This window comes from Pseudomonas sp. GM30 (genome assembly GCF_000282275.2).
GTDB lineage: Bacteria > Pseudomonadota > Gammaproteobacteria > Pseudomonadales > Pseudomonadaceae > Aquipseudomonas.
This window is the reverse complement of sequence record NZ_AKJP02000032.1, coordinates 155821-175179: the sequence shown is the minus strand read 5'-3', so window position 1 is coordinate 175179 and position 19359 is coordinate 155821. Positions and strand designations below refer to the sequence as shown.

Annotated in this window: 12 protein-coding genes; 4 read left to right on the top strand and 8 right to left on the bottom strand. The window is 61.6% G+C overall.

From position 1 onward, the window contains the following. Positions 1–112 precede the first annotated feature (112 nt). Complete coding sequence (locus PMI25_RS27185; protein ID WP_007966759.1) at positions 113–2110, bottom strand: alpha-1,4-glucan--maltose-1-phosphate maltosyltransferase; 1998 nt, start codon at positions 2108–2110, stop codon at positions 113–115. Between the two features lie 217 nt (positions 2111–2327). On the opposite strand from PMI25_RS27185, the gene PMI25_RS29530 reads away from it, so the two are divergent. Beyond that, a complete protein-coding gene (locus PMI25_RS29530; RefSeq protein WP_007966757.1) occupies positions 2328–2486 on the top strand; it encodes a hypothetical protein in 159 nt (52 codons plus the stop codon). A 115-nt stretch (positions 2487–2601) separates the two neighbouring features. On the opposite strand, the gene PMI25_RS27180 is transcribed toward PMI25_RS29530, so the two are convergent. Beyond that, positions 2602–3114: an MgtC/SapB family protein gene (locus PMI25_RS27180; RefSeq protein WP_007968522.1), complete on the bottom strand. Its 513-nt coding sequence runs from the start codon at positions 3112–3114 to the stop codon at positions 2602–2604. Positions 3115–3237: 123 nt separating this feature from the next. Between PMI25_RS27180 and PMI25_RS27175 the strand changes: the two genes are divergently transcribed. The 3 genes from PMI25_RS27175 (at position 3238) to mapR (ending at position 6691) form a co-directional block, all read left to right on the top strand. Further along, positions 3238–3486, top strand: a complete 249-nt coding sequence (locus PMI25_RS27175; RefSeq protein WP_007968520.1) for a DUF3203 family protein — start codon at positions 3238–3240, stop codon at positions 3484–3486. A gap of 195 nt (positions 3487–3681) precedes the next feature. Continuing rightward, positions 3682–5112, top strand: a complete 1431-nt coding sequence (gene ccoG / locus PMI25_RS27170; RefSeq protein ID WP_045122215.1) for a cytochrome c oxidase accessory protein CcoG — start codon at positions 3682–3684, stop codon at positions 5110–5112. A gap of 169 nt (positions 5113–5281) precedes the next feature. Further along, on the top strand, positions 5282–6691 hold the full coding sequence (mapR, locus tag PMI25_RS27165; RefSeq protein WP_007968515.1) for a GntR family transcriptional regulator MpaR: 1410 nt from the start codon (positions 5282–5284) through the stop codon (positions 6689–6691). A gap of 150 nt (positions 6692–6841) precedes the next feature. On the opposite strand, the gene PMI25_RS27160 is transcribed toward mapR, so the two are convergent. From PMI25_RS27160 to PMI25_RS27135, 6 genes are all read right to left on the bottom strand, one after another. Continuing rightward, positions 6842–7588 carry an SDR family oxidoreductase gene (locus tag PMI25_RS27160; protein ID WP_007968514.1) on the bottom strand — a complete coding sequence of 249 codons (747 nt, stop codon included), beginning with the start codon at positions 7586–7588 and terminating at the stop codon, positions 6842–6844. A gap of 244 nt (positions 7589–7832) precedes the next feature. Continuing rightward, positions 7833–9914 carry a putative bifunctional diguanylate cyclase/phosphodiesterase gene (locus tag PMI25_RS27155; protein ID WP_007968513.1) on the bottom strand — a complete coding sequence of 694 codons (2082 nt, stop codon included), beginning with the start codon at positions 9912–9914 and terminating at the stop codon, positions 7833–7835. Positions 9915–10167: 253 nt separating this feature from the next. Next, positions 10168–11628: an efflux transporter outer membrane subunit gene (locus tag PMI25_RS27150; RefSeq protein ID WP_007968512.1), complete on the bottom strand. Its 1461-nt coding sequence runs from the start codon at positions 11626–11628 to the stop codon at positions 10168–10170. Next, a complete protein-coding gene (locus PMI25_RS27145) occupies positions 11625–14732 on the bottom strand; it encodes an efflux RND transporter permease subunit (RefSeq protein WP_007968511.1) in 3108 nt (1035 codons plus the stop codon). Before PMI25_RS27145 ends, PMI25_RS27150 begins: the two co-directional genes overlap by 4 nt. Before the next feature lie 142 nt (positions 14733–14874). Continuing rightward, complete coding sequence (locus tag PMI25_RS27140) at positions 14875–17976, bottom strand: MdtB/MuxB family multidrug efflux RND transporter permease subunit (protein ID WP_007968510.1); 3102 nt, start codon at positions 17974–17976, stop codon at positions 14875–14877. Next, a complete protein-coding gene (locus PMI25_RS27135) occupies positions 17973–19280 on the bottom strand; it encodes an MdtA/MuxA family multidrug efflux RND transporter periplasmic adaptor subunit (protein ID WP_007968507.1) in 1308 nt (435 codons plus the stop codon). Before PMI25_RS27135 ends, PMI25_RS27140 begins: the two co-directional genes overlap by 4 nt. Positions 19281–19359 lie beyond the last annotated feature (79 nt).

The window sequence follows — 19359 nt, the reverse complement described above, 5'->3', positions numbered from 1 at the left end:
TTGCGAAGCAGCCCCATTGCATTTGTTCTGATGCACCGCGTTCGCTTGGGTTACGACTGCTACGCAGCCGAGCGGGAGCAAGCTCCCTCGCCACAAGGTTCTGTGCACGACCTTATGCGGCAGTAATCCGCCAGATCCCGAACGGTTGGTACGCCGGGTCAATGCGCATGAACTGATACTTGCCATGCCAGTCCCAGCGATGCCCGTTCATCAAGTCCTCACCGTGGGTGGTCGCGTCGTCGGGCAGGCCCATCTCCCACAGCGGCAACTCGAAATTGGCTTCCTGCACGTTGTGCGGATCGAGGCTCACCGCCACCAGAATGAAATTGCTGCCGTCAAAGCTGCGCTTGCCGAAATACAGAATGTTGTCGTTCCACGCGTTGTAGATTTTCAACCCCAGGTGCGTGTGCAACGCCGGGTTCTGCCGACGGATGCGGTTGAGCTGGGCGATTTCGGCAATGATGTTGCCCGGCGCATTGAAGTCGCGGACGCGGATCTCGTACTTCTCCGAATCGAGGTATTCCTCCTTGCCCGGCACCGGTGCCGCCTCACACAGCTCATAACCGGAATACATGCCCCACAGGCCCGAGCCCATGGTCGCCAGCGCCGCGCGGATCAGAAACCCCGGCCGCCCCGACTCATGCAGGAACGCCGGATTGATGTCCGGCGTGTTGACGAAGAAGTTCGGCCGGTAGCATTCACGCCACGGCGACTCGTTGAGTTCGGTGAAATAGGTCGCCAGCTCCGACTTGGTGTTACGCCAGGTGAAATAGGTGTAGCTCTGGCTGTAACCGACCTTGCCCAGACGCGCCATCATCGCCGGTGTGGTGAACGCCTCGGCGAGGAAAATCACCTCCGGATGCAGCGCCCGCACATCGGCGATCAGCCATTGCCAGAACGGCAGCGGCTTGGTGTGCGGATTGTCGACGCGGAAGATCTTCACGCCTTCGTTGACCCAGCCGACGACGATATCGCGCAGCTCGACCCACAGACTGGGGATCGCGTCCGGCGCATAGAAGTCGACATTGACGATGTCTTGGTATTTCTTCGGCGGATTTTCCGCGTATTTGATCGTGCCGTCCGGGCGCCAGTTGAACCAGCCCGGATGCTGTTTGAGCCATGGGTGATCCTGGGAACACTGGATGGCGAAATCGAGGGCGATCTCCAGGCCATGCTCAGCGGCAGCAGCCACCAACCGGCGGAAGTCTTCGCGGGTGCCGAGCTGCGAGTGAATCGCCTCGTGCCCGCCCTCCTCACTACCGATCGCGTACGGACTGCCCGGATCATCGGGACCTGCAGTCAGGGAATTGTTGCGGCCCTTGCGGTGGGCGCGACCGATCGGGTGGATCGGCGTGAAGTACAGCACGTCGAAGCCCATGTCCTGAATCATCGGCAGACGCGAGTGCACGTCGTTGAATGTACCGTGACGCTTGGGATCGTCGGTGATCGAGCGCGGAAACAGTTCGTACCAACTGGCAAACTCGGCCAGCTCGCGCTCGACATCCACCGGGAATTCCGCGCTCAGGCTCAGATAGGCGCGGTGATCGGCCTGCGCCATCAATTGCGCACTGCGCGAGTGCAGAAACAGCGCCACCTGTTCGGTTTCGAGCAGGCCGGACAGCTCGTGATGCAGCGCCGCGAGTTGTTCGCTGAGCTGACCGTCGCTGCGCTCGGCGGCCTGCTGCACCATGCTGCGGCCTTCCTGCAATTCCAGTGAAACCGGAACGGCAGCGTTGTGTTTTTTCTCCAGTTCGTACTGGAAACTGGCGAAGTGATCGATCCACGCTTCGACACAAAAGACAAAACGCCCCTGATGCTCGGGCCGAAAGCGGCCCTCCCAGCTGTTGTTGCCGAGGTCATTCATGACTTCGCTTTGCCAGGTCTCAGTGCCCTCTTCGTGCCAGCGCACGCGCACCGCGAGCTTGTCGTGGCCATCGGCGAAGACCTTGCTGGTGACGACGACGTCACGCCCGGCAATCGACTTGACGGCAAACTGCCCGCCATCGAGGGTCGGCATGGTGTTTTCGATCACGATGCGCGGCAGCAGCAACGCCTGCGACAGCGGCATGTGCGGGTTGTAGCTCTGCTCTGAAGGTTTTTCAGCAGACATCGAGCATCTCTCCTTTACGCCCCAAGGACGCTCTTGTGCCGGATCCGTGTTCACAATGAGGCACCGGCCACGACTTGAACTGACTTAGGTTCCGAGCGACCGGCGCGGGGAAAAGTTCACAGGGATTTGCCTGATCAACCAAGCGGATCGAAATTGCCAACAGGTGGTCAATCCACTTAAGCACTTCTCACGCCATGTGCCACACGGAGGTCTACAGATGAACATCCCGATCCCGGCCGAAACGCCTGATCCGAACATCGACAAACCCACCCTGCCCGAGACCGAACCGCAACCGGTTCCCGAGCAGGAACCACCGGGCACCACACCTCCGCCGAAGGAAGAGCCACCCACGACGATGCCCCCCGTCATCGTCTGAAAAACGCCGACCCCTGTAGGAGCTGCCGCAGGCTGCGATCTTTTGATTTTGATTTTAAAAAACAAGATCAAAAGATCGCAGCCTGCGGCAGCTCCTACAGGGTTAAGCCAACTTGTTACAAATGCCGGTTTTTCTCGTCGTCTTTCTCGAACAACCTGACCACCCGTGGCATCACGCTGAAAATCCCCAGGGCCAGCAGCGTACTGAGCAACGCCGTCGCCTCTTTGCCCAACCCCGCCGCCACGCCGATTGCCGCGGTCATCCACAAGCCGGCCGCCGTGGTCAGTCCTTTGACATGGCCTTCATCGCCCTCCTGATTCTTCAGAATGGTCCCGGCACCGAGAAAACCGATCCCGGCGATCACCCCCTGCAATACCCGGCTCATCGCATCCGATTCAGCCCCGGAGGTCTGCGGCACCAGCACGAACAGCGCCGCGCCGAGCGCCACCAGCATGTGCGTTCGCACCCCGGCGGCCTTGCCTTTGTGTTCGCGCTCAAAGCCCAAAATTCCGCCCAGCACCGCCGCCATCACCAAACGAACGGTGATGCGTGTCAGTTGTGAGGCATCGCCGATGTCAGCGAACTCCGCTTGCAGGGTTTCCCACACTTCATGCCACCAGGCATTCATCGTTTGATCCTTGTTATTGGTTGGATAAGGGATGGACAGCAGCGACCATTAATCAGTTGCGCAGAACGATCGGCCAATGCGGCGCCCTAACCTTGCAGATCCCCCTGAAAAAGGACTGCCCCCATGCCCGTTCGCATCGATGAATCCAATCCTGAGCAGAAAGTGTGTTTTTTCACGGTCGAGAATGGCGAGGAAATTCGCATTTGCGACACCCTGGAAGTCAAAACCGATAGCGAAAAAGCCATGTCGTTCGTGGAAATAGAAGGCCGGCGCGTTTACATCACCGAAGCCGAGGCCGACGCATTAACCGTCGCTGGCGCCAGGGATGGTCGCAAGCACCTGAAGGCTGACGAGAGTGATTCGGTGATTTGACTGACCCTGATCAACATCCGGCGCAGACGCCTGCGATAGGCGTTTGCGCCTGCGCCTGCGGGCTGCTTCAAGTTGTCGCAGGATGTGTACCAAACGCCATCTGATCCGCTTTTTATTCAAATATCTGAGTCTGTTATGCAAACAGATCGGCGCTCATAGTTCATTCGCCTGATGGAGGCTGATGAGCGAATGACCATGAGCGAACAAATCCCCGTCCGAACCGTAGAAGCAGCGCCAACCATAAAAAATGTGCCTGGTCGCCCGATGAAGGCGAAGGCCGGCTCCACCGACAAGCAGATCCACACCCGCAGTTTCACTGGCCTGTTCCGAACCCTGCGCATGAGCGGCGCGGGGTTTCTGTTTTTGCTGTTCTTCGGCACCGTGTGGCTGAACTGGGGCGGGCGTCAGGCGGTGCTGTGGGACTTGGCCGAAAGCAAATTCCACATCTTTGGCGCGACCTTCTGGCCGCAGGATTTCATCCTGCTTTCGGCGCTGCTGATCATTGCCGCGTTCGGCCTGTTCGCCATCACCGTGTTCGCTGGCCGGGTCTGGTGCGGTTACACCTGCCCGCAGAGTTCGTGGACGTGGATCTTCATGTGGTGCGAGAAAGTCACCGAAGGCGAACGCAACCAGCGGATCAAACTGCAAGCGGCGCCCTGGGGCCTGAACAAACTGGCGCGGCGCGCGGCCAAGCACACCCTCTGGCTGGCAATCAGCGTGATGACCGGGCTGACTTTCGTTGGCTACTTCACGCCGATTCGTCCGCTGGCTGAAGAGCTGTTCACCCTGCAAATCGGCGGGGTCAGTCTGTTCTGGGTGCTGTTCTTCACCGCTGCCACTTACATCAACGCCGGTTGGCTGCGCGAAGCGGTATGCATGCACATGTGCCCGTATGCGCGGTTCCAGAGCGTGATGTTCGACAAGGACACCCTGACGATTGCCTACGACGTCGCCCGCGGGGAAAACCGTGGCCCGCGCAAGCGCGACGTGAAACCCGCCGAAGCCGGCCTCGGCGATTGCATCGATTGCCAGTTGTGCGTGCAGGTGTGCCCGACCGGCATCGACATCCGCGATGGCCTGCAGATGGAATGCATCGGCTGCGCGGCCTGCATCGACGCCTGCGATTCGATCATGGACAAAATGAACTACCCGCGCGGCTTGATCCGCTACAGTTCCGAGCGCGAATTGCAGGGCGGCAAGACCCATCTGCTGCGGCCACGGCTGATCGGTTATGTCGCGGTGCTGCTGGTGATGATCGGCGCACTGGCACTGGCTTTGGTCGAACGGCCCATGGTCTCGCTGGACGTGACCAAGGATCGCGGGTTGTTCCGCGAGAACGGTCAGGGCCAGATCGAGAACATCTACACCCTCAAGGTGATCAACAAGACCCAGCAGCGTCAGGACTACCACCTGAGCCTGGTGGATGGCGACGGCTTCCAGTTGCAGGGCAAGACCGAACTGAGCCTGGCGCCGGGGGAGATTGTCGATGTGCCAGTGTCGGTGGCGATGACCACCGAGCGCCCGGCCAGCAGCTCGCAGACCTTGAGCTTCAAGATCGCCGACAGCGACGAGCCACAGATTTACAGCGTGGCGAAAAGCAGGTTTGTGGCGCCGATGAATCGCTGATCCCTTAAGATGCAGCCCTCTTTTTCACAATGCGATCCCTGTGGCGAGGGAGCTTGCTCCCGCTGGGCTGCGTAACAGCCCCAATAGCTTGTGAGTGCTGCGCACTCAAGCGGGAGCAAGCTCCCTCGCCACAAAAAGCAATCCAAATTCAGTCCATCGCGGGATATCGATGAAACGCTACGAAAAATTCGCCGACGACATCGCTGAACTGATCCGCTCCGGCGTGCTCGGCCCCGGGCAACGGGTGCCGTCGGTGCGCTACGCCAGCCAGACTTACGGGGTCAGCCCGTCCACGGTGTTCCAGGCCTATTACCTGCTCGAACGTCGCGGCCTGATCCGTGCGCGGCCGCGCTCCGGCTACTTCGTCAACACCCACGCGCCGAGCCCGTTCTCGGAGCCGGTGATCAGCAGCCACGTCAACGACTCCACCGAAGTCGACGTCAGCGAACTGGTGTTCTCGGTGCTGGAGTCGATCAAGGACCCAAGCACCGTGCCGTTCGGCTCGGCGTTCCCCAGCCCGACCCTGTTCCCGTTGCAACGGCTGTCGCGTTCATTGGCCAGTGCGGCGCGGGAGATGGACCCGCGCATGGTGGTCACCGACATGTCGCCGGGCAACCCGCAGTTGCGGCGGCAGATCGCGCTGCGTTACATGGTCGGCGGGTTGATGCTGCCGATGGAGGAACTGCTGATCACCAACGGCGCCCTCGAAGCGCTGAACCTGTGCCTGCAAGCGGTCACCGAACCCGGTGATCTGGTGGCCATCGAAGCCCCGGCGTTCTACGCCAGCCTGCAAGTGCTGGAGCGCTTGAAACTCAAAGCCGTGGAAATTCCCGTGCACCCGCGCGACGGCATCGACCTCGGTGTACTGGCGCAAACGCTTGAACGCCATCCGATCAAGGCCTGCTGGTGCATGACCAGTTTCCAGAACCCGATGGGCGCGACCATGCCCGAGGCGAAGAAACAGGAACTGGTGGAACTGCTGCGCCTGCATCAGGTGCCGCTGATCGAGGACGACGTCTACGCCGAGCTCTATTACGGCCAACAGGCGCCGAAACCGGCCAAGGCCTTCGACACCGAGGGGCTGGTGATGCACTGCGGTTCGTTCGCCAAGAGCCTGGCCCCCGGCTACCGCATCGGCTGGGTCGCCGCCGGGCGTTACGCGCAAAAAATCGAACGACTGAAACTGATGACCTCGCTGTGCGCCTCGATGCCGGCACAAGCGGCCATCGCCGACTACCTGCAACACGGCGGCTACGACCGCCACCTGCGCAAACTGCGCTACGCCCTGGAAGAACAGCAAAGCGCGATGCTCGCAGCGATTGCCCGCTATTTCCCGGCGCAGACCCGCGTCAGCCAGCCGGCCGGCGGTTACTTCCTGTGGCTGGAACTGCCACCGCAGATGGATTCCTTGAAGTTGTTTCAGATGGCATTGGCGCAAGGCATCAGCATCGCGCCGGGGCCGATCTTCTCGCCGACCCAGCGCTTCAGGAATTGCATCCGCTTGAATTACGGCAGCCCGTGGACCGAGAGTTCGGAGAAGGCGATGGAGACGTTGGGGCGGATTGTGCGGTCGTTCTGACAGATAGATGTTACCTGTGCTGCCCCCATCGCTGGCAAGCCAGCTCCCACAGTGATCGATGTCACTCGCAAATATTGTGTACGACACAGAAACCTGTGGGAGCTGGCTTGCCAGCGACGAGGCCGGATCAGCCAGCACAAATCCAGAAGATCAGCGCCCGCCACCCAGATCAACAAACGTGCCGGTTGCATAAGAAGCCTTGTCCGACAACAACCAGACAATCGCCTCCGCCACCTCATCCGGCCGTCCGCCCCGGGCCATCGGAATCGCCGACTCCAGCTTGCTGACCCGATCCGGATCACCGCTCAGTGCGTGGAAATCGGTGTAGATATAGCCCGGACGCACCGCGTTGACGCGAATCCCCTCGCCCGCCACTTCCTTGGACAGTCCGATGGTGAAGGTGTCGAGTGCGCCTTTGGACGCGGCGTAATCGACGTACTCGTTGGGCGAGCCCAGGCGCGCGGCGACCGAGGAGACGTTGACGATGCTGCCGCCCTGCCCGCCGTGTTTGGGCGACATGCGCAGGATCGCGTGCTTGGCGCAGAGGATCGGCGCCAGGACGTTGGTTTTCATGATTTTGAGAATGCGGAATTCGGACATTTCATCGACCCGCGACTTGTGCCCGACGGTGCCGGCGTTGTTCACCAGCGCGGTGACCCGTCCCAGTTCGGTATCGACCCGCTGAAACAGCGCGATCACCTCGTCTTCGATGCTGACATCGGCGCGTACCGCAATGGCTTGCGCCCCCAGCGCCCGCACTTGCTCCAGCACGCTTTGCGCGGCCTGTTCATCCGACTGATAGTTGATGCAGATCCGATAGCCCTGCCCGGCAGCCAACAACGCCGTAGCGGCGCCGATTCCGCGCCCGCCACCGGTGATAACCATGACTTTATCCATGCTGGCCCTTCCCCCCAATGCACACGTAACAGTCGGGTGGAAGAATAACCGCCATTGGGCGGTTTTGCATGAGGTCTGTCAAAGACCAGACCCTGCATGACACTGAGAGGTTTTTTGTGGCGAGGGAGCTTGCTCCCGCTCGGCTGCAAAGCAGCCGTGAATCCGGCCAACACGGTACAAACCGAGTAAAAACGGGGCCGCTTCGCGCCCCAGCGGGAGCAAGCTCCCTCGCCACAGAGTGCAGTCAGACAGCCGCCTGAGTCTCTCCACGGGCAATGTTCTGCATGAAACGATCCGCCGGCAGCGGATGCCCCAACAGATAGCCCTGCAACGAATCACAACCCAACTGCGTGAGGAAATCCTGCTGCACGCCGGTCTCCACCCCCTCGGCAACAATGCGCAAACCCAGTGCTTGCCCCAGCGCGACGATCGCCGAAACGATGGCCGCGTCATCGCTGTCGTGCTCCAGATCGCGGACAAACCCGCGATCGATCTTCAGCTCGTTGGCCGGCAAACGCTTGAGGTACATCAGGCTCGAATACCCGGTGCCGAAGTCGTCGATCGACAGGTCGACGCCCATGTCCGACAACTCCTGCAACACCGTCATGCTCGCATCGGCGTCGCTCATGGCGGTGGTTTCGGTGATCTCCAGGGTCAGGCTGTTGGCCGGCAGATGATGGGTCGCCAGTGCCTTGGCCACGCTCTGCACCAGCCCCGCGTGGCAGAACTGCAGGGCCGAGAGGTTCACCGCGATACGCCAGTCGGTGTAACCGAGCACGTACCATTCGCGCATCTGCCGGCAAGCTTCGTTGAGCACCCACTCACCGATGGCGATGATCAGACCGGTCTTCTCCGCCAGATCGATGAACTTGTCCGGCAGCAGCATGCCCTGGGTCGGATGCTGCCAGCGCAGCAGGGCTTCGGCACCGACCGGACGGCCACTGGCGGCGTCGAATTTGGGTTGGAAATACAGGCTGAACTGACTGTGCTCCAGCGCGGCGCGCAGATCTTGCAACAGCTGCAGCTGCTTGCGCGCGTTGCTGTTCATCGAGGCATCGAAGAAGCTGTAACCGTTTTTGCCGCCGCCCTTGGCGTGATACATCGCCGCGTCGGCGTTCATCAGCAGTTCCTGGGCGCTCTGGCCATTGCCCGGGTACACGGCGATGCCGACGCTGGCGGAAATCTGCAAGTCGTGCTCGGCCACGCGGAACGCTTGGCCGATCAACCCGACCTGACGCGCGGCCAGGCCCAGCGCATCGTCGGGTTCGCTCAGGCGCACCAGCAGCACGAATTCGTCGCCGCCGATCCGCGCCAATGTGTCCTGGCTGCGCAGGTCTTCACGCAGACGCCCCCCGACTTCACGCAGCAACTGGTCGCCCATGTGATGGCCAAAGGCATCGTTGACCGGTTTGAAACCGTCCAGATCGATGAACATCAGCGCAAAACAGCCACCCTGTTCCTCGACTTTTTTCATCGCCTGATTGATCCGGTCATCCAGTAGCATGCGGTTCGGCAGGCCGGTCAGGGTGTCGTGCAACGCCAGTTGCGTCAGTTCACGGTTGGCCAGGGTCAGCGAATGCGCCAGATCGGCGGTCCGCGCTTCAAGGCGAGCATCGAGAATCGAAGTGAGCAAGGCGATCGACAGCACCGCCAGCGTGGTGATCAGCACCAGATTGTCGAGGCCGTTGCCCTTGAGGCCGTCGAGCGTTGCGCCGCAGAAACTGCCATCAGGAAACTGCGCGGCGGCCATGCCGGTGTAGTGCATGCCGACAATCGCGATGCCCATGATCACCGCCGCACCGCCACGAATCAGACGCACATAAGGCGAGTGCTGGCGCAGGCGGAAGGCGATCCATAACGCCGCCGCCGAGGCCCCGACCGCGATCAGCAATGAGGCGCCGAACAGCGTCGGGTCGTAATCGATGCCCGGCGTCATGCGCAGCGCGGCCATGCCGGTGTAATGCATTGCACTGATGCCGGCGCCCATGATCAAAGCACCAAAGGCCAATTGCAGAATCGGCAGTTTCGGCTGGCTGACCAGCCACAGGGCAAACCCGCAGGACAGCACTGCGATCAGTAGCGACAGCGCGGTAATCGCAATGTCGTAGCCCAGGTCGATCGGCAGCTTGAACGCGAGCATGCCGATGAAGTGCATCGACCAGACGCCGACCCCCATCGCCAGTGCACCGCCCGCCGTCCAGAAATGCACCGCTCGCCCACGGGCGCTGGCGATGCGCCCGGTCAGGTCGAGCGCGGTGTAGGACGCGAGGATCGCCACACACAAAGAAATGAAAACCAGGGTGAAGGAATAATTACCGATGAGCATGAAGATTCTCGCGACCATCCGCGCCGTACTGCGTCCATTCTCGGCCGGGCAAATGCGGCGATTGTACTGATTGCGCGGAAGAACGCACTGACAAAGTAATCATTTTGCCATCAACCCGATGAAACGCTTGTTTGATCACTGCGCAAGGCTCTGGAACAACCATCACAACCTGTAGGAGCTGCGGTACGCTGCGATCCTTTGACCTTGTTTTTTAAGATCAAAAGATCGCAGCGTGCCGCAGCTCCTACACAGGCTATTCGGTGGCCAGTTGTCCGTCCCAGCCGCCGCCCAGCGCGGCGATCAATTGCACGCTGGCAATCAGGCGATTCTGCAGGATGTTGAGCACAGTGCGCTCGTTGCTCAGCGCCGTGGCCTGCACCACAACCACATCGATGTAGGCAATCAACCCGGCCTTGTACTGGTTCTGAGTCAGGCGCAGCGAGTCGCGCGCGGCATCCAGTGCTTCCTGACGCACACCCGCCTCGTCCTCATACACCTTCAGTTGCACCAGATAGTTTTCCACTTCACGGAAACCGTCGAGCACGGTCTGGCGGTAATTGGCGACGGTCTGATCATACACCGCCTCGGTCCGGTCAACCTCAGCCGAACGGATGCCACCATCGAAGATCGGCAGATCCAGTTTCGGCCCCACCGACCAGAAACGGTTCGGCAGCGTTAGAAGATTTTTCGAGGTACTGCTGCTGTAACCGCCGCTCATGCTCAATGTCAGATCGGGGTAATACGCGGCTTTGGCTACGCCGATATTGGCATTGGCGGCGATTACCGAGCGTTCCGCCGAGGCGATGTCCGGACGTCGCTCCAGCAACTGCGAAGGCAGGCTCAGGGGAATCTGCGGCAGGTTCGGAATGTTCTGGCTTTCAGCGATGCTGAACTCGGCCGGCGCCTGCCCGGTGAGCACGGCGATAGCGTTTTCGAACTGCGCACGTTGCCAGATCAGGTCCACCAGATCGGCCTGAGTGGTTTTCAGCTGGGTCTGCGCCTGCGCCACCGCATCGCGTCCGGAAATCCCGGCGCGATACTGGTTCTGGGTCATCTGCAACGACTTTTCGTAAGCCGCGACGGTGGCCTCGAGCAAGCGTTTCTGCTGATCGATCACTCGCAGTTGCAAGTAATTCTGCACCAGCTCCGACTGCTGGCTCAGGCGCATCGCCGCCAGATCGGCGAAGCTCGCCTGGGCGCTGGCTTCGTTGGCTTCCAGACCGCGACGCAACTTGCCCCAGATGTCGGCTTCCCAACTCACACCCAACTGCGCGTTGTAGGTGTCGCGTATGCCGCTGGCCGAACTGCTCAGGCTCGAACTGCTGCTGCCGGTGCCCTGGCTGGAACGGGTCTTGCCCACGCTCAGGTCCACGTTCGGGTAAAACGCCCCACGGGCGCTGCGCACCAGGGCCTGGGCCTGACGGAACTGGGCTTCGGATTGCGCGACAGTCTGGTTGGAACTGTTGAGTTTTTCGATCAGACCGTTGAGCTGCTGATCGCCATACAACTCCCACCAGGCGCCACGGGCCAGCGAGTCGCTCGGATTGGCCTGACGCCAGCCCTTGGCTTCCTTGTATTGCGCGACCTCGGCGGTCTGCGGGCGCTGATAGTCCGGGCCGACGGCGCAGGCACTGAGCATTGCCACGCACAGCGACAGGCTCACCAGACGCGAGCCGCGCGCAGTGGCCAGATTGAGAAGCGAACGATCGGTCATAGCGGAGTTTCCAGAGCGGCGTCAGTACGCACGCCACGCCACTTGTTGAAGCGGTGGCGCAGCTTGTCGAGATAGAGGTAAACCACGGGTGTGGTGTAGAGGGTCAGGACCTGACTGAAAATCAGGCCGCCGATGATGGTCAGGCCCAGTGGCTGGCGCATTTCTGCGCCTTCGGCGCGGCTGAGCAACAGCGGCAAGGCGCCGAGGATCGCCGCCAGCGTGGTCATCAGAATCGGCCGTAGCCGTTGCAGGCAGGCGCTACGGATCGACTCCAGCGGCGACAGGCCCTGATGGCGTTCCAGTTGCAGCGCCAGGTCGATCATCAGGATCGCGTTTTTCTTCACCACCCCGATCAGCAGGAACAATCCGAGCAGGGAGATCAGGCTAAACTCGCCGCCCAGCGCATAGATCGACAGCAACGCGCCGACCCCGGCCGAGGGCAAGGTCGAGAGAATGGTCAGCGGGTGAATGTAGCTTTCATACAGCACGCCGAGCACCAGATACACCGCCAGCAGCGCGCCGAGAATCATGAAGGGCTGGCTTTTCTGGGTCGCGGCAAAGGCGTCGGCGGTGCCGGCCATTTTCGCGATTACGTCTTCCGGCAGACCGACCTTGGCAATCGCCCGCTCGATGGCGGCGCTGCCCTGCTCCACGGTCACGCCTTCGGCCATGTCGAAGGCAATGCTTTCCGAGGCGAACTGGCCTTCGTGGCTGACGCGGTCGTCTTCCAGGCTGTTTTCGTAATGGGCGATGGTCGACAACGGAATCCGTGCGCCGTCGGCGGTAATCACATGCACCTGATTGAGCGTCACCGGATCCTGCGCGTATTTCGGATTGACCTCCATCACCACCTGATACTGGTTGAGGCTGTCGTAGATCGTCGAAATCTGCCGCTGGCTATAGGCGTTGTTCAACACTGCGGTGACCATGTTCATGTCGACCCCGAGGCGCTTGGCCTGATCGCGGTCGACAATCAACGTCACCTGTTGCGCGCCACGCCCCTCGCGGGCATCGATGGCCGTCAGCTCCGGCAGTGCGCGCAGCGCGGTGACCACTTTTGGATACCACTCGCGCAACGCGCCCAGATCACCGCTTTGCAGGATGTAGCTGTATTGCGAGGTGGTTTGCTCACGACCGCCGCCGAACTGCAGGTCCTGATCCGCCATCAGCATCAACTGGGCGCCGGGTACCTTGGGCATTTCCTTGCGCAGGCGTTCGATGACTTTCTGCGCCGACAGATTGCGCTCCTTGATCGGCTTCAGGCGCACCAGCATGAACGCGTTGTTGGTGCCGTTGGTACCACCGATGAACCCGGCCACACTCTCGACCGCCTCGTCCTTGAGCACGGCGCGGCGGAAGGTTTCCATTTTCGGCTGCATCACGCTGAACGACAGGCCGTCATCGCCACGCACGAAACCGATCAACTGGCCGGTGTCCTGCTGTGGCATGAAGGTCTTCGGTACTACTACGTACAGCGCGACGTTGACGCCGACCGTGATGATCAGGCTGAGCAAGGTCAGACGCCGATGGCGCAGCACCCAGTCGAGACTGGTGGCGTACTTGCCGACCATCCAGTCGTTGGTCGTGCGGCTCCAGCGTTGCAGACGGTTTTCCTGGCCCGGCGTGTGTGGTTTGAGCCAGCGGGCGCAGAGCATCGGCGTCAGTGTCAGCGAGACCACCAGCGACACCACGATCGCCGCCGCCAGGGTGATGGAGAACTCGCGGAACAGACTCTCGACAATCCCGCCCATGAACAGGATCGACAGGAACACCGCTACCAGCGACACGTTCATCGACAGCAAGGTGAAACCGACTTCCTTGGCCCCGAGGTAGGCAGCCTTCATCGGCTTGACGCCTTCGTCGATGTGCCGGGAAATGTTCTCCAGCACCACGATGGCATCGTCCACCACCAGCCCGGTGGCCAGAATCAACGCCATCAGCGACAGGTTGTTCAGCGAAAAACCATAGAGGTACATCACTGCGAAGGTGCCGACCAGCGACACCGGCACCGCCAGCGTCGGAATCAGCGAGGCGCGGAAATTCCCAAGAAACAGGAAAACCACCAGAATCACCAGCGCCACGGCGATCAGCAGGGTCATTTCCGCTTCGTGCAGGGTGGCTTTGATCACCGGCGAGCGATCCATCGCCAGATTCAGTTTGACGCTGGCCGGCAGCACCGCTTGCAACGCCGGCAACTGCGCCTTGATCTCGTTGACCGTCTCGATGATGTTGGCGCCGGCCTGACGGTTGATCACCAGCAGCACCGCTGCGTCATCGTTGAAGAAGCCGCTGTTGTAGCGGTCTTCGACGCCGTCGCTGACCTTGGCCACGTCCTTCAGACGCAGGGCCGCGCCGTTGTTGTAATGGATGATCAGTGATTCGTAATCCTTGGCTTTCTCCAACTGGTCGTTGGCCTGGATCTGCCACAGACGTTCGCCGTCTTCGACCGAACCCTTGGGCCGGCGCACATTGGCCCCGGCGATGGTCTTGCGCACATCGTCGAGCGCCACGCCGTACTGGTTCAGCGCCTGCGGCTCGAGTTCGATGCGCACCGCCGGCAGCGAACTGCCGCCGATCTGCACTTCACCCACGCCCTGCACCTGGGACAGGCTCTGCGACAGAATGGTCGAGGCCAGGTCATAGAGCTGGCCTTTTTCCAGCACATCCGAAGTCAGCGACAGCACCATGATCGGCGCCTGCGACGGGTTGACCTTCTTGTAGGTCGGCATGCTGCGCATCCCGCTCGGCAACAGGTTGCGCGAAGCATTGATCGCCGCCTGCACCTCGCGCGCCGCGCCATTGATGTCGCGGTCCAGATCAAATTGCAGAATGACCCGGGTCGAACCCTGGCTGGAACGGCTGCTCATGGTGTTGACGCCGGCAATCGCGCCGAACGAGCGCTCCAGCGGCGTCGCCACCGTGGACGCCATGACCTCGGGGCTGGCACCGGGCAGACTGGCCTGGACCACAATCACCGGGAAATCCATTTGCGGCAGCGGCGATACCGGCAACAGGCCGAAGCTGACACCGCCCAGCAACATGATTGCCAGGCTCAGGAGCATGGTTGCGACCGGGCGCTTGATGAAAGGACCGGACAAGTTCATTGACCGCAATCCCCACCATCACACCGACCCACTGTGGGAGCGAGCTTGCTCGCGAAGAGGGCGGCACATCCAACATCGTCAGGGACTGACTTACTGCTTTCGCGAGCAAGCTCGCTCCCACAGGTTATTTGGCGGTGCAAGGTCATACCACCACCTCTTCGCGGTCAGCATTGGTCTTGCCAAAGCGCCGACCGAGGCGGTCGAAATACAGGTAGATCACCGGCGTGGTGAACAGGGTCAGCACCTGGCTCACCAGCAAGCCGCCGACCATCACCAGACCCAGCGGCTGACGCAACTCAGCCCCGGAACCGGTGGCGAGCATCAGCGGCACCGCACCGAACAGCGCGGCCAGGGTGGTCATCAGAATCGGCCGGAAACGCAGCAGCGCCGCCTGATAGATTGCCTGCTCCGGCGCCATGCCCTGGGTGCGTTCGGCGTCGAGGGCGAAGTCGATCATCATGATCGCGTTCTTCTTGACGATACCGATCAGCAGGATGATGCCGATGATCGCGATCATGCCCAGATCATTGCCGCTGAGCAGCAGCGCGAGCAAGGCACCGACCGCCGCCGACGGCAGGGTCGAAAGGATGGTGATCGGGTGAATGTAACTCTCGTAAAGCACACCGAGCACGATGTACATGGTCACCACCGCCGCCAGAATCAGCAGCAAGGTGCTCGACAGCGACGCCTGGAATGCTTCGGCCGCGCCCTGAAACTGGGTCTGCACGCCAATCGGCATGCCGATGTCCTTCTGCACCTGATCGATGATGTCCACCGCATGCCCCAGCGCCACACCGGGTGCGAGGTTGAACGACATCATCACCGCCGGGAACTGGCCGATGTGGGTGATCGCCAATTGCGCCTGACGCTCCTCGACATGCGCCAGGCTCGACAGGCGCACCTGCGCACCGTCGGTGGTCTTGACGTGAATCTGGTCCAGCGCCGCCGGCCCGATCTTCTCCCCGGCCTGCGCCTGCAGCACCACGCGGTACTGGCTGGCCTGGGTGTAAATGGTCGAGATCTGCCGCTGGCCGAAGGCGTCATACAGCGCATCGGTGATGTTCTGCACCGACACACCGAGGCGCGAAGCCGCATCGCGGTCGATCACCAGATAGACCTGCAGGCCTTTATCCTGCAAGTCGCTGGCAACGTCGGTCAGTTCCGGGCGCTGGGCCAGGGCCTCGACCAGACGCCCGCTCCACTGGCTGAGCAGTTCGGCATCCGGTGAGGACATGCTGAATTGATACTGGGTGCGGCTGACCCGATCCTCGATAGTCAGATCCTGCACCGGCTGCATGAACAGGCGGATACCGACCAGTTTGTCCAGTTGCGGTTGCAGGCGCGCGATCACCTCGGTGGCGCTGAGGTCACGCTGGCCGTGGGGCTTGAGGTTGATCAGCAGGCGACCGCTGTTGAGCGTGGCGTTGTCGCCGTCGACGCCAATGTAGGACGACAGGCTCTCGACCGCCGGATCTTCAAGAATCACCTTGGCCAGCGCCTGTTGACGCTCGCCCATGGCGGCGAAGGAAATCGACTGCGGCGCCTCGGAAATGCCCTGGATCACCCCGGTGTCCTGCACCGGGAAGAAGCCCTTGGGCACCACCATATAAAGGAAAACGGTCAGCGCCAGCGTACCGATGGCCACCAACAGGGTCAGCGGCTGATGTTTGAGCACCCACTGCAACTTGCGCCCGTAGGCGGCGATCATCCAGTCGATGAAGGCGCCGCTGGCCCGGTAGAAGCGGCCCTGTTCGTGGGCCTCCGGCTCACGCTTGAGCAGCCGTGCGCACATCATCGGCGTCAGCGTCAGCGAAACCACCAGCGAAATCAGGATCGCCACCGCCAGGGTGATGGCGAACTCGCGGAACAGCCGCCCGACCACGTCAGCCATGAACAGCAGCGGAATCAGTACCGCGATCAGCGACAGGGTTAGGGAAATCAGGGTGAAGCCGATCTGCTTCGCGCCCTTGAGCGCGGCCTGCATCGGGCTGTCGCCTTCCTCGATGAAACGCGCGATGTTTTCCAGCATCACGATCGCATCGTCGACCACAAAACCGGTGGCGATGGTCAGTGCCATCAAGGTCAGATTGTTGACCGAGAACCCGGCCAGGTACATCACGCCAAAGGTACCGATCAGCGACAGCGGCACGGCCACCGAAGGGATGATGGTTGCGCTGGCACGGCGCAGGAACAGGAATGTCACCATCACCACCAACGCAATGGCGATCAGCAGTTCGTGCTGCACGTCGGTGACCGAGGCGCGGATGGTCTGGGTGCGGTCGGTGAGCACGGTAACGTCAAGACCGGCCGGCAGGTTGTCGGTGATGCTCGGCAGCAGTGCCTTGATCCGGTCGACTACCTCGATGACGTTGGCACCCGGCTGACGCTGGATATTGAGCAGCACTGCCTGATTCTGGTTGGCCCACGCGGCCAGGCGTTCGTTCTCCGCGCCGTCGACGATTTCCGCCACGTCCTTCAGGCGCAGCGGCGCGCCGTTCTTGTAGGCGAGAATCAGGTTGGCGTAGTCCTTGGGCGACGTCAGCTGGTCGTTGGCGTCGAGCATCGAGACTCGGGTCGGGCCGTCGAAGTTACCTTTCGGCTGGTTGACGTTGGACGCGCCGATCAGGGTGCGCACGTCTTCCAGGTTCAGACTGTTGGCCGCCAGTGCTTCCGGGTTGACCTTGATCCGCACCGCCTGCCGCTGACCGCCGGCAATGCTGACCATGCCGACGCCGCTGATCTGGGCGATCTTCTGCGCCATGCGCGTATCGACCAGATCATTGAGCTTGGGCAGCAGCATGGTTTTCGAGGTGATCGCCAGGGTCAGCACCGGGGTGTCCGCCGGGTTGACCTTGTTGTACACCGGCGGCGCCGGCAAGTCGGTCGGCAGCAGATTGGTCGCGGCGTTGATCGCGGCTTGCACCTGCTGTTCGGCGACGTCCATGTTGATGTCGAGGCTGAAACGCAGGGTCAGCACCGAAGCACCGCCGGAGCTGGTCGAGGCCATTTGTGTCAGGCCCGGCATCTGCCCGAACTGACGTTCGAGCGGTGCGGTGACGGCACTGGTCATCACGTCCGGACTGGCGCCGGGGTACAGGGTCATGACGCGGATGGTCGGATAATCGACCTGCGGCAATGCCGAGACCGGCAGCAGGCGATAGGCAATCAGGCCGGCCAGAACAATGGCCAGCATGCTCAGGGTGGTGGCTACCGGACGGAGAATGAACAGCCGCGAAATGTTCATGCGCCCTTCTTGGCCTTGTCAGCCGCGGTAGCGTCCGGCGCACTGGCGGCGGGTTTGCCTTGCAGGTGCCCGGTCGGGGTGGTCGGCACGTCATTGCTGTCGTTGACCACTTCCACTTCGCTGCCTTCCTTCAGGCGGTCAGTGCCTTCCAGCACCACGCGATCGCCCGCGGCGAGGCCTTCGGTGATCACGGTGTTGGTGCCGTCACTGGCGCCGATCTTCAGTTGGCGGATGGTGACTTTCTTGTCGCCGTCCAACGCGTAAACGAACGTGCCGTTGGTGCCGAACTGAATCGCCGCCGACGGTGCCAGTACCACGCCTTTCAGGGTGTCTGCCAGCAGGTGCACATTGACGAACTGATTGGGGAACAGCGACTGGTCGCGGTTATCGTAACGGGCCTTGAATTTCAGGGTGCCGGTGGCGACGTCGATCTGGTTGTCGAGGCTTTGCAGCACGCCGCTGGCCTGGATTTTCGTGTCGCCGCGATCCCACGCTTCGGCCGGCAGTTTCGCGCCACTGTGGTAGCGGGCAAGCACGGTTTCGAGGCTGTTTTCCGGCAGGGTGAAGACCACGCTGATCGGCTGGGTCTGGGTGATCACCGCGAGGAACGTGGTGTCATTGGCCGCGACGAGGTTGCCGACGTCGACCTGACGCAGACCGACGCGACCGGCGATCGGTGCGCGGATCTTGGTAAATTCGAGATTGAGCTTGGCGTCGTTGACCGCCGCCTGATTGGTCTTGACCGTGCCCAGATACTGGCCGACCAGCGCCTCGGCAGTGTCCAGGGTCTGTTTGGCGATACTGTCTTCCTTGAACAGGCCGCGATAACGTTCGACGTCGACCTGAGCGTTTTTCAACTGCGCCTGATTCTGCAGCAAGGTGCCTTCAGCCTGGAGCAAGGCGTTCTGGTACGGACGTGGATCGATTTCTGCCAGCAGGTCGCCGGCCTTGACCATCTGCCCTTCCTCGAAGTTGATCTTCACCAGTTCACCGCCAACCCGGCTGCGCACGTTGATGGTATTGAGCGCGGTCACCGTACCCAGAGCCTTGTAATACAGCGGGAAGTCGCCCGTGACCGCCGGGGCCACACGCACCGGAATCGGCCCGGCCGCGCCGCCGAAGCCCGGCCGCATCATCCCCGAACGTCCGGCATGACCGCTCGCCGCCTTGTCAGCGCCCTCCTTGTGGGCCGAACCGGCGGGCCAGAATTTCCAGCACAGGACGGCGATGACCAACAGGACGAGCAGGCTGATCAGCCAGCGACGGGAGTTGCGAGGGGACGATTGCATGGATTGATTAACCATTGGGCGCGTGGGCTTCTTTTACGGGAGGCTGAACGATAAGCACTGATCGGATTTAAGCAAAGCAGCTTTACCGGCAATT

Bases quoted from the DNA above. Each gene is read 5' to 3' on its own strand.
- PMI25_RS27160 (WP_007968514.1), bottom strand. From the start codon at position 7,588: ATGGATAAAGTCATGGTTATCACCGGTGGCGGGCGCGGAATCGGCGCC.
- PMI25_RS27185 (WP_007966759.1), bottom strand. From the start codon at position 2,110: ATGTCTGCTGAAAAACCTTCAGAGCAGAGCTACAACCCGCACATGCCG.
- ccoG (WP_045122215.1), top strand. From the start codon at position 3,682: ATGAGCGAACAAATCCCCGTCCGAACCGTAGAAGCAGCGCCAACCATA.
- PMI25_RS27140 (WP_007968510.1), bottom strand. From the start codon at position 17,976: ATGAACATTTCGCGGCTGTTCATTCTCCGTCCGGTAGCCACCACCCTG.
- PMI25_RS27180 (WP_007968522.1), bottom strand. From the start codon at position 3,114: ATGAATGCCTGGTGGCATGAAGTGTGGGAAACCCTGCAAGCGGAGTTC.
- PMI25_RS27150 (WP_007968512.1), bottom strand. From the start codon at position 11,628: ATGACCGATCGTTCGCTTCTCAATCTGGCCACTGCGCGCGGCTCGCGT.
- PMI25_RS29530 (WP_007966757.1), top strand. From the start codon at position 2,328: ATGAACATCCCGATCCCGGCCGAAACGCCTGATCCGAACATCGACAAA.
- mapR (WP_007968515.1), top strand. From the start codon at position 5,282: ATGAAACGCTACGAAAAATTCGCCGACGACATCGCTGAACTGATCCGC.
- PMI25_RS27135 (WP_007968507.1), bottom strand. From the start codon at position 19,280: ATGGTTAATCAATCCATGCAATCGTCCCCTCGCAACTCCCGTCGCTGG.
- PMI25_RS27155 (WP_007968513.1), bottom strand. From the start codon at position 9,914: ATGCTCATCGGTAATTATTCCTTCACCCTGGTTTTCATTTCTTTGTGT.
- PMI25_RS27145 (WP_007968511.1), bottom strand. From the start codon at position 14,732: ATGAACTTGTCCGGTCCTTTCATCAAGCGCCCGGTCGCAACCATGCTC.
- PMI25_RS27175 (WP_007968520.1), top strand. From the start codon at position 3,238: ATGCCCGTTCGCATCGATGAATCCAATCCTGAGCAGAAAGTGTGTTTT.